15 protein-coding genes are annotated in these 13,425 nt (G+C 74.2%); 12 read left to right on the top strand and 3 right to left on the bottom strand.

Features of this window, described 5'->3' with window-relative positions; translation table 11 throughout:
- Nucleotides 1–56 precede the first annotated feature (56 nt).
- The gene (locus tag NRO40_RS18660) at nt 57–743 is read right to left on the bottom strand and encodes an RNA polymerase sigma factor (RefSeq protein ID WP_079047338.1); all 687 of its coding nucleotides are present in this window, start codon (nt 741–743) and stop codon (nt 57–59) included.
- A gap of 182 nt (nt 744–925) precedes the next feature.
- Here NRO40_RS18660 and NRO40_RS18655 point away from each other — a divergent pair, with 182 nt between their 5' ends.
- The 3 genes from NRO40_RS18655 to NRO40_RS18645 all read left to right on the top strand — a co-directional run bounded on the left by NRO40_RS18655 (nt 926) and on the right by NRO40_RS18645 (nt 4,020).
- Nucleotides 926–1,354 (top strand): DUF4440 domain-containing protein, encoded by a 429-nt coding sequence (locus tag NRO40_RS18655; protein ID WP_058944062.1) that lies wholly within the window; start codon nt 926–928, stop codon nt 1,352–1,354.
- A 192-nt stretch (nt 1,355–1,546) separates the two neighbouring features.
- Nucleotides 1,547–3,475: a hypothetical protein gene (locus NRO40_RS18650; protein ID WP_079047337.1), complete on the top strand. Its 1,929-nt coding sequence runs from the start codon at nt 1,547–1,549 to the stop codon at nt 3,473–3,475.
- Between the two features lie 230 nt (nt 3,476–3,705).
- Nucleotides 3,706–4,020 (top strand): hypothetical protein, encoded by a 315-nt coding sequence (locus tag NRO40_RS18645; RefSeq protein ID WP_058944061.1) that lies wholly within the window; start codon nt 3,706–3,708, stop codon nt 4,018–4,020.
- A 179-nt stretch (nt 4,021–4,199) separates the two neighbouring features.
- On the opposite strand, the gene NRO40_RS18640 is transcribed toward NRO40_RS18645, so the two are convergent.
- Nucleotides 4,200–4,781 (bottom strand): hypothetical protein, encoded by a 582-nt coding sequence (locus NRO40_RS18640; RefSeq protein ID WP_058944060.1) that lies wholly within the window; start codon nt 4,779–4,781, stop codon nt 4,200–4,202.
- Nucleotides 4,782–5,026: 245 nt separating this feature from the next.
- Nucleotides 5,027–6,538 (bottom strand): beta-N-acetylhexosaminidase, encoded by a 1,512-nt coding sequence (locus tag NRO40_RS18635; RefSeq protein ID WP_257375448.1) that lies wholly within the window; start codon nt 6,536–6,538, stop codon nt 5,027–5,029.
- A gap of 610 nt (nt 6,539–7,148) precedes the next feature.
- Between NRO40_RS18635 and NRO40_RS18630 the strand changes: the two genes are divergently transcribed.
- From NRO40_RS18630 to NRO40_RS18590, 9 genes are all read left to right on the top strand, one after another.
- Entirely contained in the window at nt 7,149–7,634 is a 486-nt protein-coding gene (locus NRO40_RS18630) for a 2-oxo-4-hydroxy-4-carboxy-5-ureidoimidazoline decarboxylase (protein ID WP_408057024.1), read from the top strand.
- Nucleotides 7,635–7,781: 147 nt separating this feature from the next.
- Nucleotides 7,782–8,162, top strand: coding sequence for a succinate dehydrogenase, cytochrome b556 subunit (sdhC, locus tag NRO40_RS18625; RefSeq protein ID WP_079047448.1), 381 nt, complete (start codon nt 7,782–7,784; stop codon nt 8,160–8,162).
- An 8-nt stretch (nt 8,163–8,170) separates the two neighbouring features.
- Nucleotides 8,171–8,650: a succinate dehydrogenase hydrophobic membrane anchor subunit gene (locus NRO40_RS18620; protein WP_058944756.1), complete on the top strand. Its 480-nt coding sequence runs from the start codon at nt 8,171–8,173 to the stop codon at nt 8,648–8,650.
- Nucleotides 8,651–8,674: 24 nt separating this feature from the next.
- Complete coding sequence (gene sdhA, locus NRO40_RS18615; protein WP_058944755.1) at nt 8,675–10,429, top strand: succinate dehydrogenase flavoprotein subunit; 1,755 nt, start codon at nt 8,675–8,677, stop codon at nt 10,427–10,429.
- The gene (locus NRO40_RS18610) at nt 10,429–11,187 is read left to right on the top strand and encodes a succinate dehydrogenase iron-sulfur subunit (protein ID WP_058944754.1); all 759 of its coding nucleotides are present in this window, start codon (nt 10,429–10,431) and stop codon (nt 11,185–11,187) included. The genes sdhA and NRO40_RS18610 overlap by 1 nt, the downstream gene beginning before the upstream one ends.
- 166 nt (nt 11,188–11,353) lie before the next feature.
- Complete coding sequence (locus NRO40_RS18605) at nt 11,354–11,542, top strand: ferredoxin (protein WP_058944753.1); 189 nt, start codon at nt 11,354–11,356, stop codon at nt 11,540–11,542.
- A gap of 252 nt (nt 11,543–11,794) precedes the next feature.
- Nucleotides 11,795–12,202 carry a hypothetical protein gene (locus NRO40_RS18600; RefSeq protein ID WP_058944752.1) on the top strand — a complete coding sequence of 136 codons (408 nt, stop codon included), beginning with the start codon at nt 11,795–11,797 and terminating at the stop codon, nt 12,200–12,202.
- A gap of 25 nt (nt 12,203–12,227) precedes the next feature.
- The gene (locus NRO40_RS18595; protein WP_058944761.1) at nt 12,228–12,620 is read left to right on the top strand and encodes a thiol-disulfide oxidoreductase DCC family protein; all 393 of its coding nucleotides are present in this window, start codon (nt 12,228–12,230) and stop codon (nt 12,618–12,620) included.
- Nucleotides 12,621–12,631: 11 nt separating this feature from the next.
- On the top strand, nt 12,632–13,423 hold the full coding sequence (locus NRO40_RS18590; RefSeq protein ID WP_079047450.1) for a TetR/AcrR family transcriptional regulator: 792 nt from the start codon (nt 12,632–12,634) through the stop codon (nt 13,421–13,423).
- Nucleotides 13,424–13,425 lie beyond the last annotated feature (2 nt).

Below are 13,425 nucleotides of genomic sequence, written 5' to 3'. Positions count from 1 at the left end.
GGCGGGTGGTGTGACAGAAAACGCACCCCGGGCGCTGATAGGAGTACGGGGCCGTCCTACGGACCCGCGGACGGCGACCGGGGCCTCTCCTGTGGGGGGTGGCGGCCCCGGTCGTCCTCCGGACCGGCCCGCCCGTCCGCCTCTTGGCCTGATCCGGGCGCCCGTTCCTCCGCCTCCCGCGCCATCCCCGCCCCCGCCTCCTCCCGCAGCCGGCCCGCGAGCCTTCGGAGACCCCGGTGCGCGGCGGTGCGCACCGCGCCGGGGCGCTTGCCCAGCAACCGCGCGGCCGCCGGGGCGTCCAGGCCGACCACCACCCGTAACAGCACCGCCTCCGCCTGGTCGCGGGGCAGTTCGCGGACGAGGGCGAGCGCCTCCCCCGTGGCGAGGGACTCCAGCGCGACCAGGGCCGTGTCCCGGCCGTCGGGGAGGTCGAGCACGTCCTCGTCGAGCGCGGCGGTACGCGGTCGGCGGCGCTGCCGGCGCAGGTGGTCCAAGGCCCGGTGGCGCGCGATCGTCGCCGCCCAGCCGCGGAAGCCGCCGCCGTCCCCGCGGAACCGGCCGAGGTCGCGGGCGATCTCCAGCCACGCCTCCGCGGCCACGTCCTCGGCGTCGTCCCCGACGAGGCCGCGCACGTACGTGAGGAGCTGCGGCTGTACCAGGCGGTACACCCGGGCGAAGGCCGCCTCGTCGCCGTGCTGCGCCTGCCGGACCGCGGCGCCGAGTTCCGCATCGTGTCCCCCCATACCTCAGCCTGCGTGCGCCCGCGGGGAAGTGTCACAGGGCCGGGGGGAGGGAGCCGGTCCGGAACGGGCGTGAGAGTGACCGGGATCACCTCTCATCAAGTTTGACTAGCCCGCCCGACCGGGCATACCGTCCGTGTAGTCAAACTTGACGAGACGGGCGAGACGCCCACCGAGGAGACCGCGTGACCTTCCTGCCCGACACCGGATACGCCCCGACACCCGAGGACCGCGCGAGCCTGGACGCCTGGTTCGCGGAGTACGACGCGCGCAGCGCCCGGCGCGACGTGGAGGGCATGGCCGACCTGGCGGTCTTCCCGCTGAACCTGGTCAGCGACGACAGCGCGGGCGACGGCCGGTCCGCCCAGTGGGACCGGGAGCAGTTCGTCGCCACGATGACGCACGTGATGGGGGACGGCGGCGACGACATCACGTTCGAGTCGACGCGCACCCCGGTCTTCCTGTCGCCCGCCATGGCCGTCGTCTTCACCGACTCCACCATGACCGCGGGCGGCACGACCCGCCGGCTGCGCTACGCGGACGTCCTCGTGCGGCGGCGGGGCGCGTGGGCGTTCCAGACCATGATCCAGGGCGGGTGGGGCGACAACCTCTGACCCCGGCCCCGTGTGCGGGGCCCGGCGGCCGCCGTCCGGTGGCGGGCCGTCCGGCGGCGGGCCGTCCGGCGGCGGGCCGTCCGATGCCGGCCGCACCCCCGTCACCGCCCCGTGGCGGCCGCCGGGCCCGGCGGCCGCCGCCCGGTGGCGGGTACCGGCGGTCCTCCGCCGGGCCGTCGCGATAATGCGCGGGTGACCACCGCACCCGTACCGCTCCCCGCCGACCACATACCGCCCGGTGCCGCCGAGTGGCGTTCGGCCGACGCGCACCGCTGGCTGACCGCCTCGCCCGCCGCGTGGGCGCACCCCCTGTGGGCCGTCCTCGCCCTGGTCGCCGGGACCGTGTGGCAGGTGGCGGCGGGCCCCGCGGCCCCCTGCACCACCGCGTCCCCCTGCGGGGCGGACTGGCTGGGCGTGGGCTTCGCCGCGCTGCTGCTGCTCACCCTGTACTGGGTGGCGCGCCAACCCCGGCTCGCGCTGGCGGGCCTGGTGCTGCTGCTCGCCGGGCACGTCACGGACGGCGGCACCCAGGCCCTCGGCACGCCGCCGTGGCTCGCCTTCGTCGTGGCGGCCGGCTTCGCCGCCGCCGGGCTGCTGCACCGGCTGTCCGTCGCGGCCCGGCAGCGGGCGCTGGCCGGCGAGGCGGCCGGGCCCGCCGCGCACCCGGTCCCCGCCGCCGCGCTCACCTTCCGCCGCGGGCGCCTCTCCACCTACGTCGCCGCGCTGCTGCTGGCCGTCGCGGCCTTCGGCTGCCGGCAGGGCCAGGTGGTCGCGGACGCGTACGAGGAACGGGCCGCGCGCCTCACGCCCGTGACCGGGACGGTCGTCCGGTCGGACGAGGACGGACTGCGCGTGTCGGTGCCGTCCCTGGAACGCGCGTACGACATCGAGGCCGTGTTCCCGGAGGACTTCCCCGTCGACAGCGAGGTCGACCTCCTCGTGGACGGCGACTGGGTGCGGCTCGTGGCCGAGCCGTACGACATCGCCGGGTGGGAGCTGCTCGTGCTCGGCGCGCTGGTCGGCGGGTTCGCCTTCCTCGCCAACGCGGTCGACGGGCGCACCCGCTCGCGGTGGGCGCACCACGGTCCGCTGCCCGTCCTGCGGGTGCTGGTGCGGGAGGGCCACGACGACGGCAGGACGTGGGTGTACGCCGCCGACGACCTCGCGGGCGAGCGGCCCCTGCTCCACTTCCACTCCCTGTACGCCGTCGAGGACGAGGACGAGGGCGCCGCGCCGTTCGGGGCAGGGGGCGGCGCGGGCGGTCCGGAGGACGACGACGAGGGCGCGTGGGGGCGCGAGGACGACCTGGTCGAGGAGTTGCGCAAGGTCGGCGCCATCCTCAAGGGCGAGGACCCGCCGCCTCCGCTGCGCGAGGCCGTGCTGTACGGGCTGCCGTACGCGGGCGCCGAACTGGTCTTCGCCGCCCGCGACGACGAGGACAGCCCCGAGGTCTCCGTGGAGTGCAGCGTCACCGCCGTGAAGCCGGCCGTGCCCGGCCCGTTCGGTGGTGGGGGCCCCGGGCCCACCGCGAGCGGGCAGCGGCTGCCGCGGGGCCGGTCCGTCGACGAGGTCGCCGCGACGCTGGCGCCGTCCACGGCGCCCCGCGTCTGGGGGGCGAACGGCGTGTCCCGGGCGGTCGGGGTCTTCCTGCTCCTGGTGCAGGGCGGCGGCGTGTGGGCGCTGCTCGACGACGAGTTCACCTGGACGTCGGTGGTCCCGCTGGTCGGCCTGTTCTTCGTCGTGTCGTCCGCGTCGACCGCGCTCGGCTGGCGCCTCACCGCGGACCGGGACGGCCTGTGGGTCGCCGGGGCGTGGCGGGTGCGGCACGTGCCGTGGGACCGGGTCCTGACGGTCCGCCACCGCAGCGGCGGCGACATCGTCATCGCCCGCGAGGAGGCCACCGAGCTGACCCTCTCCCCCGTCGGCTGGGCGTGGCTGGAGCGGCGGTCGGGCCGCGAACCGGCCGGGCCGCGCGCCGCCGAGGAGGCGTACGCGCTGCTGCGCCGGCCCGAGCTGCGCCCGGTGGAGGCGGCCGGCCCCGGCGAACAGGGCATGCCGGTCGGCCCGCTCCTCGCGGCGGCGTCGGTCCTGTGGGGGGCGGCCGTCCTGCTCCTGCTCTGACCATGCGGCGTGCGCGGTGCGGCGGGGCGCTACGGCGCGGGGCTGCGCGCCCCTGCCGGTGCGCGCCCCGGCGGGGGCGGTACGGCGCGCCGGTACCGCGGGCCGGTACGCGGGTGGCTCAGGATTCGCTCAAGTGCGTGACCCGCGGCCCGCCCCACGCGTCTCCCCCGGTGACATCCGCAGGTCCGCGGACCCCGGCGTCCGCGGGCCCGTGCACGAGGGAGCCGCACATGGCCATCAGCAAGCCGCCCCTGGTCCTGTTCCGCGACGGGGACGACATCCGCCGCGACCTGCGCCTGGCGCTCGCGTCGGCGACCGACGCCGAGCGGCCCGGACTGGAACGGGCCCTCGCCCTCGTCGAGGCGCAGTGCGCGCGCGGCGACGACGACGTGCTCGCCCAGTGGACGCGCGGCGTCCTCGAGGCCGCCGGGGTCGACCCGGCCCGCGACCACGTGAAGGCCGTGACCGCCGTGCGCGGCGCCGTACCGGAACTGAGCCTCCTCGCCGCGCACCGGCTGGTGAAGGGCGCGGCGGGCGAGCTGTAGCGGCGGCCCCCACAGACGGTACGGGCCCAGGGGCACGGGCCCTCGCGGCGCGGCTCCACGACAGTGCGCCACGACGACGCGGGTCCACGACGACGCGGGCCCTGAGCGGGACGGGCCCGGGCAACGCGCGCCCGGGGCCTGCGCGACGGCCCGGGGCGCACGCGACGGCGCGCGGGGCCCTACGCGATGCGGGCGCGCCGGGAGACGACCGCCTGGAGGATCCGGCGGCCCTCGGCGGAGAGCTCCAGGACGCGGCGCAGCCCGTACGCCCCGCCCTCGGCCAGGATCTCCAGGGCCCGCACCTGGCGGCGCAGCTCGCCGCCGGCCAGGGGGCCGACCGCGTCGAGGTCCCCCGCGCGGCAGCGGTCCAGCGCCCGCGCGAGCTCCGGGGTGGCGGCGGCGCCGAGCCGCTGGTGCAGCTCCAGCGCGGTCAGCGAGCAGGTGTCGGCCCACGCCCGCAGGGACCCGGGCGCCCACCCGGCGGGAGCCGCGTCCAGCATGGAGCGGACCAGCGCGGCCTCCTCGTCGCCGACCGGGGCCGGACGGGCGTCCTCCAGCACCGCCGTCGTCTCGGCGAGGCGGCGGGACCAGCCGGCCCCGCCGCGGGCCACGCCCAGCCACAGGGGACGCAGCTGGTCGGTCGCCTCGGGGACGAGCAGCGGCATGCAGCGGTCGAGGCAGGCCAGCGCGGCGGCGGCGAGGCCGCGCTCGTCGGCCCGCCCGATCAGCTCCACCAGGCTCGGGGTCGTGCTCGGACTCATGGACGTCTCCCGTCGCTGACGCGGTACTCCCCTTTCTGCGCCGCCCGGGGGCAAAGCGTCACTCACGGTCGCGGGAACGTCACATCTCCCCCCGCCGGACGGAACCGCTCACCCGCCCCCGCAGCCCGTCCTGTCGACCCACCGGTGCACCGGTGCACCGGCTCACCGACCCGCCGACCCGCCGCCCCACCAGTGCACCGACCCACCGCCGGCCCAGGCACCCACCACTCCACTCACCCACCGGGTCACAGACGCCGGGAGAGGGCCGCGAAGTCCTGCCAGGGCAGGGCCGGCCGGCGGGGGTCCCACACCTTCTGCGCCACGGCGCGCAGCGGCGTGCGGATGCCCGCGGCCACCTGGGCCTGTGTCTGGGCGTTCGCGAGGTCGCACCACACCGCGAACCGGCCGCCCAGGATCTGGCGGGAGTACCGCTCGGGCACCGGCTGCGTGCCGCGCAGCACCAGCGGGGTCCACTTCTCGTAGATCTCGCGGCCGGTCGGGTAGGTGAACTGGTTGGGCTGGCCCAGGACGTAGTAGAGGTACCGGTCGTTGACGTTGACGACCCGGCGGCCCTCGGCCAGGTACTCGGCCGGCGGGCGGGCGCCCAGCTCGCGGCCGGTCCAGTACTCGACCTCCACGTCCTCGTCGGCCTTCACCACGCCGCCGCGGAAGATGCCGTCGTTCCACGCCTTGGGCTGCTTCCCGGCCGCGCGCACCACGGCGGCCCGGTCGTTCAGCCACTCGGTCGCCAGGTCCTGCACCCGGCCCGCCGCGCCGTACCGGCGGCGGGCCTCGGCCGCCAGCGCCGGGTACGACGCCTCGGGGTCCTGGGCCATCAGCGCGCGGTACTCGTCGGCGCCGACGTGGAAGTACCGCCCGGGGAAGAGCGCCGCGTACTCGCGCAGCAGGTCGTCGACGATGCGCGCCGACTGCGGCCGGGCGATGTCGATCGCACCGCGCGCCACGGTGCCGCGGGCGTCGCGCAGCCGCAGCGAGGGGTGGGCGGCGAGGACGGCGCCGAGGTGCCCGGGCGAGTCGATCTCCGGGACGACCGTGACGTGCAGGCTCGCCGCGAGGGCGACGATCCGCCGCACCTCCGCCTTGGTCAGGTGCTGCGGGGACACCACCTCGGGGTGACTGTCGGACGCGATGCGGAACGCCTGGTCGTCGGAGAAGTGCAGGCCGAGCTGGTTCAGCTTGAGGTCGGCCGCCTCGCGGACGCGGGCCTCCAGCCAGGCCGCGGTGAAGTGCTTGCGGGCGATGTCGACCATCAGCCCGCGCTGCGGCCGGTCGGGCCGGTCGCGGACGACGCCCTCGGGGACGGCCCCACCGGAGCGGACGGCCTGCTTCACGGTCCGCGTCCCGTAGAAGACGCCCGCCTGGTCGGGTCCGGAGATCCGCACGCGGCCGTCGCGGACGGTCATCGTGTACGACTCGGGCGTCGCGGCGCCCGACCCCCCCGGGGCGAGTGCCAGCTCGACGTCGCCGGCGCGGGGCCGGGCCTCGCCCCGGGTCGGGATGCCCAGCTCCCGGGCGAGCAGCCGCGCCTCGTCGGCCAGCCCGTCGCTGCCCGGCGCGACCACGACGGCGCTCCCGGGGCCGGGCCGCCAGCCGGGGCCCCGCGCCGGGACGTGCTCCCGCACGGCGGGGATGGTGCGCGGCGCGGTGGACAGCGGGTACGTCCGGGTGGGGCTCGGGGTGGGCGTGGGGCTGGCGGCGGACGGCGGGGCCGTCGTCGAGGCGGGCCCGGCACCCACCCCGGCATCGTCACCGCCCCCGCACCCGACGAGCCCGAACCCGAGCACGAACACCAGGCCGAGCCCCACCCCGCGCCCGCCGCGCCGCCGCCACAGCGACCGGACCGCGCCGCTCGGGACCGGCGCGCCCGCAGGGGCCCCCGCGGCCGGCGGCGGGGCCGCCGGGCCGCCCCCGGGGGCGTCGGGGGCGGCCCGGCGGGCGTCGGGGGCGGCCCGGTGGGGGGTTTCCGGGCCGTCGGAGGGGCCCGGGCGTGGGGGCGCGGGCGCTATCGGTGCCTCACCTGTGCGTTCGTGTCGTGCGTTCACGCCTCCGCCTCCTCCTTCGGGGTCCTCGGGCCCCGGTCCCGACGCGCCGAGTGCGTCCATCCACTGTGCTGAAACTCTGCCTTCCGAGTGAAATACGGAAAGCCTTGAGACCACACTTGCTCACCCTGGGTAACGTTGTGTCCCTTCCCTCACACGTTTCGCACGACTTCCGCATACCGCCTCCGCCGTTTCGTCCGAGGAGCCCACGCTGTCCCGCGAACCCGCCTCCGGAACTCCGCAGACCCTCGGCACGGCCGCCGCCGTCCCGGTACAGGCCCGCGGCCTCCCGGCGGACGCCCTGGCGGTGTTCAACGCCGCCCCCTCCCCCGCCGCGGAAGCCTCCCTGCTGGCCTGCTGCGGCAGCGTCCGCTGGGCGCACCGCGTGGCCGCGCACCGCCCCTACCCGACGCTCGACGCGCTGCTCGCGGCCGCCGACGAGGCGGGGTACGACCTGTCCGGCGCGGACCTCGACGAGGCGCTGGGCGACGAGGCGGCGCCCGTGCTCCCACCCGGCACACCCGCCGCCGCGCACACCGCGCTGTGCGCCGCGCACGACGCGTACGAGGCGCGCTTCGGCCACGCCTTCGTCGTCTGCCTCGACGCCGACCGGCCCGAGGAGCACCTCGACCGGGTGCTGGGCGGGATCCGGGCCCGGCTCGGGAACGAGCCGGAGGAGGAGCGGGCCGTGGCCGCCGACGAGCTGCGGCGGCTGGCGAGGACGCGACTCGCCCGGCTCATTCGAGAATGTGCCGGTTCGGGTGGTTTCGGTAGGCCGTCCGTGCCTGTTTGATTGCCTGTTTGATCACACATACGGACCCCGCGCGAGGGAACCGACAAGTCGTCGCTACCATGACCGGGGCCGGTGGACCGTACCCGGCCGGGTCTGACCGACAGAGAAGCCGGCCGACCCTGATCCCCGCTCCCGGAGGGTTTTTCCGTGCCGGCTGGAACGCTGTACCGCGGCCGGGAAGGCATGTGGTCGTGGGTGGCTCATCGAGTCACCGGCGTCCTCATCTTCTTCTTCCTGTTCGTACACGTGTTGGACACCGCTCTCGTCCGCGTCTCGCCCGAGGCCTACGACGAGGTCGTGGCGACGTACAAGACCCCGATCGTCGCGCTGCTGGAGTACGGCCTTGTGGCCGCCATCCTCTTCCACGCGCTCAACGGCCTGCGTGTGATCGCCGTGGACTTCTGGTCCAAGGGCGCGCGCTACCAGAAGCACATGCTCTGGACCGTCATGGGCATCTGGATCGTGCTGATGGCGGGGTCCGTCTACCCGGTCCTCGGCCACGCCGCACGTGAACTGTTCGGGAGCTGACGCCAGACATGTCCGCTGACCTCACCAAGTCCACCGTCGGCCCGGTCGAGGGCGTGAGCCTCTACGACGTCGACAACCCGGCCCCGCTCATCGAGCCGCCGCGCAAGCGCACCAAGAAGACGCCGAAGTCGACCCGCGGCAACTTCGAGCTCGCCGCCTGGCTCTTCATGCGCCTCTCCGGCGTCGTGCTCGTCGTCCTCGTCATCGGCCACCTGCTGATCCAGCTCGTGCTGGACGGCGGCGTCTCCAAGATCGGCTTCGCCTTCGTGGCGGGCCGCTGGGCGTCCCCGTTCTGGCAGGTCTGGGACCTGCTGATGCTGTGGCTCGCGATGCTGCACGGCGCGAACGGCCTGCGCACCGTCATCAACGACTACGCCGAGCGCCCGAACACGCGCCTGTGGCTCAAGGGCCTGCTCTACACCGCCACGGTGTTCACGATCCTCCTGGGCACGCTGGTGATCTTCACCTTCGACCCGAACATCCGCTAGGCACGGGCTGGGGTAATCCACACCATGAAGATCCACAAGTACGACACCGTCATCGTCGGCGCCGGCGGCGCGGGCATGCGCGCCGCCATCGAGGCGACGAAGCGCAGCCGCACCGCCGTGCTGACGAAGCTCTACCCCACCCGCTCCCACACGGGCGCCGCGCAGGGCGGCATGGCCGCCGCGCTGGCCAACGTGGAGGAGGACAACTGGGAGTGGCACACCTTCGACACGGTCAAGGGCGGTGACTACCTGGTCGACCAGGACGCCGCGGAGATCCTGGCGAAGGAGGCCATCGACGCCGTCCTCGACCTGGAGAAGATGGGCCTGCCGTTCAACCGGACCCCGGACGGCACCATCGACCAGCGCCGCTTCGGCGGCCACAGCCGCAACCACGGCGAGGCCCCGGTCCGCCGGTCCTGCTACGCCGCGGACCGCACCGGCCACATGATCCTCCAGACGCTGTACCAGAACTGCGTCAAGGAGGGCGTGGAGTTCTTCAACGAGTTCTACGTCCTGGACCAGCTGATCACCGAGGTCGACGGCGTCAAGAAGTCCGCCGGCGTGGTCGCCTTCGAGCTGGCCACCGGCGAGATCCACATCTTCCAGGCGAAGGCCGTGATCTACGCGTCCGGCGGCACCGGCAAGTTCTTCAAGGTGACCTCGAACGCGCACACCCTGACCGGTGACGGCCAGGCCGCCTGCTACCGGCGCGGCCTGCCGCTGGAGGACATGGAGTTCTTCCAGTTCCACCCGACGGGCATCTGGCGCATGGGCATCCTGCTGACGGAGGGCGCCCGCGGCGAGGGCGGCATCCTCCGCAACAAGGACGGCGAGCGCTTCATGGAGAAGTACGCGCCCGTCATGAAGGACCTCGCCTCGCGTGACGTCGTCTCGCGCTCCATCTACACGGAGATCCGCGAGGGCCGCGGCTGCGGTCCCGAGGGCGACCACGTCTACCTGGACCTGACGCACCTGCCGCCGGAGCAGCTGGACGCCAAGCTGCCCGACATCACCGAGTTCGCGCGGACGTACCTGGGCATCGAGCCGTACACGGACCCGATCCCGATCCAGCCGACCGCGCACTACGCCATGGGTGGCATCCCGACCAACGTGATGGGTGAGGTCCTCCTCGACAACACCACCGTCGTGCCGGGCCTGTACGCCGCGGGCGAGGTCGCCTGCGTGTCGGTGCACGGCGCCAACCGCCTGGGCACCAACTCGCTGCTCGACATCAACGTCTTCGGCAAGCGCGCCGGCATCGCCGCCGCCGAGTACTCGGCGACGGCCGACTACGTCGAGCTGCCGGAGGACCCGGCGGCCTTCGTGGCGGAGCAGGTCGAGCGGCTGCGGAACTCCACCGGCACCGAGCGCGTGGCGGAGCTGCGGCGCGAGCTGCAGGAGACCATGGACGCCAACGTCATGGTGTTCCGCACCGAGCAGACGATCAAGACCGCGGTCGAGAAGATCGGCGAGCTGCGCGAGCGCTACCGCAACGTCGCCATCCAGGACAAGGGCAAGCGGTACAACACGGACCTGCTGGAGGCCATCGAGCTGGGCAACCTGCTCGACCTGGCCGAGGTCATGGCCGTCTCGGCGCTCGCGCGCAAGGAGTCCCGCGGCGGTCACTACCGCGAGGACTACCCGAACCGCGACGACGTCAACTTCATGCGCCACACCATGGCGTACCGCGAGGTCGGCGACGACGGCACCGAGACCGTCCGCCTCGACTACAAGCCGGTCGTCCAGACCCGCTACCAGCCGATGGAGCGTAAGTACTGATGGCTACCCCCGTACTGGACAAGGTGGAGAAGGACTCCGCCGCCTCGCCGTACATCACGGTCACGTTCCGGATCCGCCGGTTCAACCCGGAGGTCACCGACGAGGCGCAGTGGCAGGACTTCACGATCGAGATCGACCCGAAGGAGCGCGTGCTCGACGGTCTCCACAAGATCAAGTGGGACGTCGACGGCTCGCTCACCTTCCGGCGCTCCTGCGCGCACGGCATCTGCGGCTCCGACGCGATGCGGATCAACGGCAAGAACAGGCTCGCCTGCAAGACGCTGATCAAGGACATCAACCCGGAGAAGCCGATCACGGTCGAGCCCATCAAGGGCATGACGGTCCTCAAGGACCTCGTGGTCGACATGGAGCCGTTCTTCCAGGCGTACCGGGACGTCATGCCGTTCCTGGTCACGTCCGGCAACGAGCCGACGCGTGAGCGCCTGCAGTCGGCCGAGGACCGGGAGCGCTTCGACGACACGACGAAGTGCATCCTGTGCGCCGCCTGCACGTCCTCCTGCCCGGTGTTCTGGAACGACGGCCAGTACTTCGGTCCGGCCGCGATCGTGAACGCCCACCGCTTCATCTTCGACTCGCGTGACGAGGCCGGCGAGCAGCGGCTGGAGATCCTCAACGACAAGGACGGCGTGTGGCGCTGCCGCACCACGTTCAACTGCACCGACGCCTGCCCCCGCGGCATCGAGGTCACCAAGGCCATCGCCGAGGTCAAGCGCGCGCTCATCACGCGTCGCTTCTGACCCACCGGCCAGGCTCCGCCGACGGCCCGCGCCCCCCTGCGTACTCCGCACGGGCGCGGGCCGTCCGCGTTGCGGCGCCGGCGCCCACCGGCGCCGCGCCCGGAACCCGGCGACACGCTGCGCGGGATGGTGGAGTCGCCGGCGTCCCGGTGAGGAGGGTGGGGCCATGAGCATCTCCATCGATCACGACCGCTGCATGGGGGCGGGCCAGTGCGCCCTGACGGCCCCCGGCGTCTTCACCCAGGACGAGGACGGCTACGGCGCCCTGGTGCCCGGCCACGACGAGGACGACCCGATGGTCCGGGAGGCCGCCCGCGCCTGCCCGGTCCGCGCCATCACGGTCGCGGGGCCCTAGCCGCCCCCGTCCGCCCCTTCCACCCCTTTCTCACCCCTCTCACCCCTCCCACCCCTCCCGCCGCCCCGGAGCCGCCGCACCGCGCCGCCCCGGGGCCCTTTCGCATGCGGGGGCGCCCCCGGCCCGGACACAGGGGAGGGCGCCCTTCCGCCGGCCTCACGCGTCGCCCCTCACCCGCCGCTTGAACATGTTCAAAAGGAGGTCTACAGTCATGCCGACACTACTTTTGAACGTGTTCAAGGAGGGTGGGGCATGGACCTCACAGTCGTCGCCTACATCGCGTACCTGGTCATCAGCGTGGTCCTCACCGTGTGGGTGGCCCGGACGCTGAGCCGCAACGGGCGGGTCTTCCTCGCCGACGTCCTGCGGGGGGACGAAGGGCTCGCCGACGCGGTGAACCGCCTCCTCGTCGTCGGCTTCTACCTCGTCAACTTCGGCTTCGTCGCGCTCTACCTGCGCCAGGACGCCACCATCGACACCGTCCGGTACCTCTTCGAGGGGCTGTCGGTGAAGCTCGGCGTCGTCCTCCTGGTCCTCGGTGTCATGCACCTCGGCAACGTCTACGTCCTCAACCGCATCCGCCGCCGCGGCGCCCTGGACCGCGAGCAGCAGCCGCCCGTCCCGCCGCAGGGTTGGACCCCGCCCGCCGCCCGCGCGTGAGCCCGCGGTGGCCCCGGTGAAGCCCGTGCGGCGACTGACCGTCCTGTACGACGCCCAGTGCCCGCTCTGCGTGCACGTGCGCCACTGGCTGCTGCGGCAGCGCGCCCTCGTCCCGATGGACCTCGTGCCGGCCGGCTCGGTCGAGGCCCGGCGCCGGTTCCCCGCCCTCGACCACGCGGCGACGCTGGAGGAGATCACCGTCGTGGGCGACGGCGGGCAGGTCTACCGCTCCGCCGACGCCTGGATCGTCTGCCTCTGGGCGCTCGCCGAGCACCGGGCGAAGGCCCATTGGCTGGCGAGCCCGACCGGGCGGCCCCTCGCCCGGATGACCGTCCTCGCCGCCTCCCGGTGGCGGGCGGCGACGGCGGGCCCCACCTGCGACGGCGGCACGTGCGGGGCACCCGGGCGCTCCGGCTAGGCTCGGGTGCTGTGAAGGACCAGAAGGCCGGCAAGGTGGCGAAGAGCGAGCAGACCCGCACCCTGATCCTGGAGACCGCCCTGCGGCTCTTCCAGGAGCGGGGCTACGACAAGACCACGATGCGGGCCATCGCCCAGGAGGCAGGGGTCTCCGTGGGCAACGCCTACTACTACTTCGCCTCCAAGGAACACCTGGTCCAGGGCTTCTACGACCGGATCGCCGCCGAGCACGCCGCGGCGGTCCGGCCCGTCCTGGACGGCGACCGCGACCTCGCGGCGCGGATCCGGGGCTCGCTGCTGACCTGGCTGGACGTCGCCGAGCCCTACCACCGGTTCGCGGCCCAGTTCTTCAAGAACGCCGCCGACCCGGAGAGCCCCCTCAGCCCCTTCTCGCCCGACTCGGTCGACGCGCGCCGCGCCGCGATCTCCATCCACGAGGAGGTCCTGCACGGCTCCGACACCAAGACCGCGCCCGAACTGACCGACCTGCTCCCGCACCTGATGTGGCTGATGCACATGGGTCTCGTGCTGTTCTGGGTGTACGACCGCAGCGAGGGCGCCGAGCGCAGCCGCCGGCTGGTGGAGCGGACGGCGCCGCTCACCGCGCGGGCCATCGCGCTGTCCCGGTTCCGGGTGCTGCGGCCGCTCGCGCGCCAGGCGCACGACGTCATCGTGGAGTTCATGCCGGGCGCCAAGGACGCGCTGGAGAAGGACGCGGTCGCGGAGGACGCGCACCCGACGCCCGGCGGTGAGGGGCCGACGCGGGACCGGCCCGCGAAGGGCCCGTCGGCGGGGGACGCCTAGGG

The organism is Streptomyces changanensis (genome assembly GCF_024600715.1).
In the GTDB taxonomy this organism is placed as follows: Bacteria; Actinomycetota; Actinomycetes; order Streptomycetales; family Streptomycetaceae; genus Streptomyces; species Streptomyces changanensis.
This window is presented reverse-complemented; position numbering and strand designations above follow the sequence as displayed.

Bases quoted from the DNA above. Each gene is read 5' to 3' on its own strand.
- NRO40_RS18605 (WP_058944753.1), top strand. From the start codon at position 11,354: ATGAGCATCTCCATCGATCACGACCGCTGCATGGGGGCGGGCCAGTGC.
- NRO40_RS18645 (WP_058944061.1), top strand. From the start codon at position 3,706: ATGGCCATCAGCAAGCCGCCCCTGGTCCTGTTCCGCGACGGGGACGAC.
- NRO40_RS18640 (WP_058944060.1), bottom strand. From the start codon at position 4,781: ATGAGTCCGAGCACGACCCCGAGCCTGGTGGAGCTGATCGGGCGGGCC.
- NRO40_RS18600 (WP_058944752.1), top strand. From the start codon at position 11,795: ATGGACCTCACAGTCGTCGCCTACATCGCGTACCTGGTCATCAGCGTG.
- NRO40_RS18610 (WP_058944754.1), top strand. From the start codon at position 10,429: ATGGCTACCCCCGTACTGGACAAGGTGGAGAAGGACTCCGCCGCCTCG.
- NRO40_RS18620 (WP_058944756.1), top strand. From the start codon at position 8,171: ATGTCCGCTGACCTCACCAAGTCCACCGTCGGCCCGGTCGAGGGCGTG.
- sdhA (WP_058944755.1), top strand. From the start codon at position 8,675: ATGAAGATCCACAAGTACGACACCGTCATCGTCGGCGCCGGCGGCGCG.
- NRO40_RS18660 (WP_079047338.1), bottom strand. From the start codon at position 743: ATGGGGGGACACGATGCGGAACTCGGCGCCGCGGTCCGGCAGGCGCAG.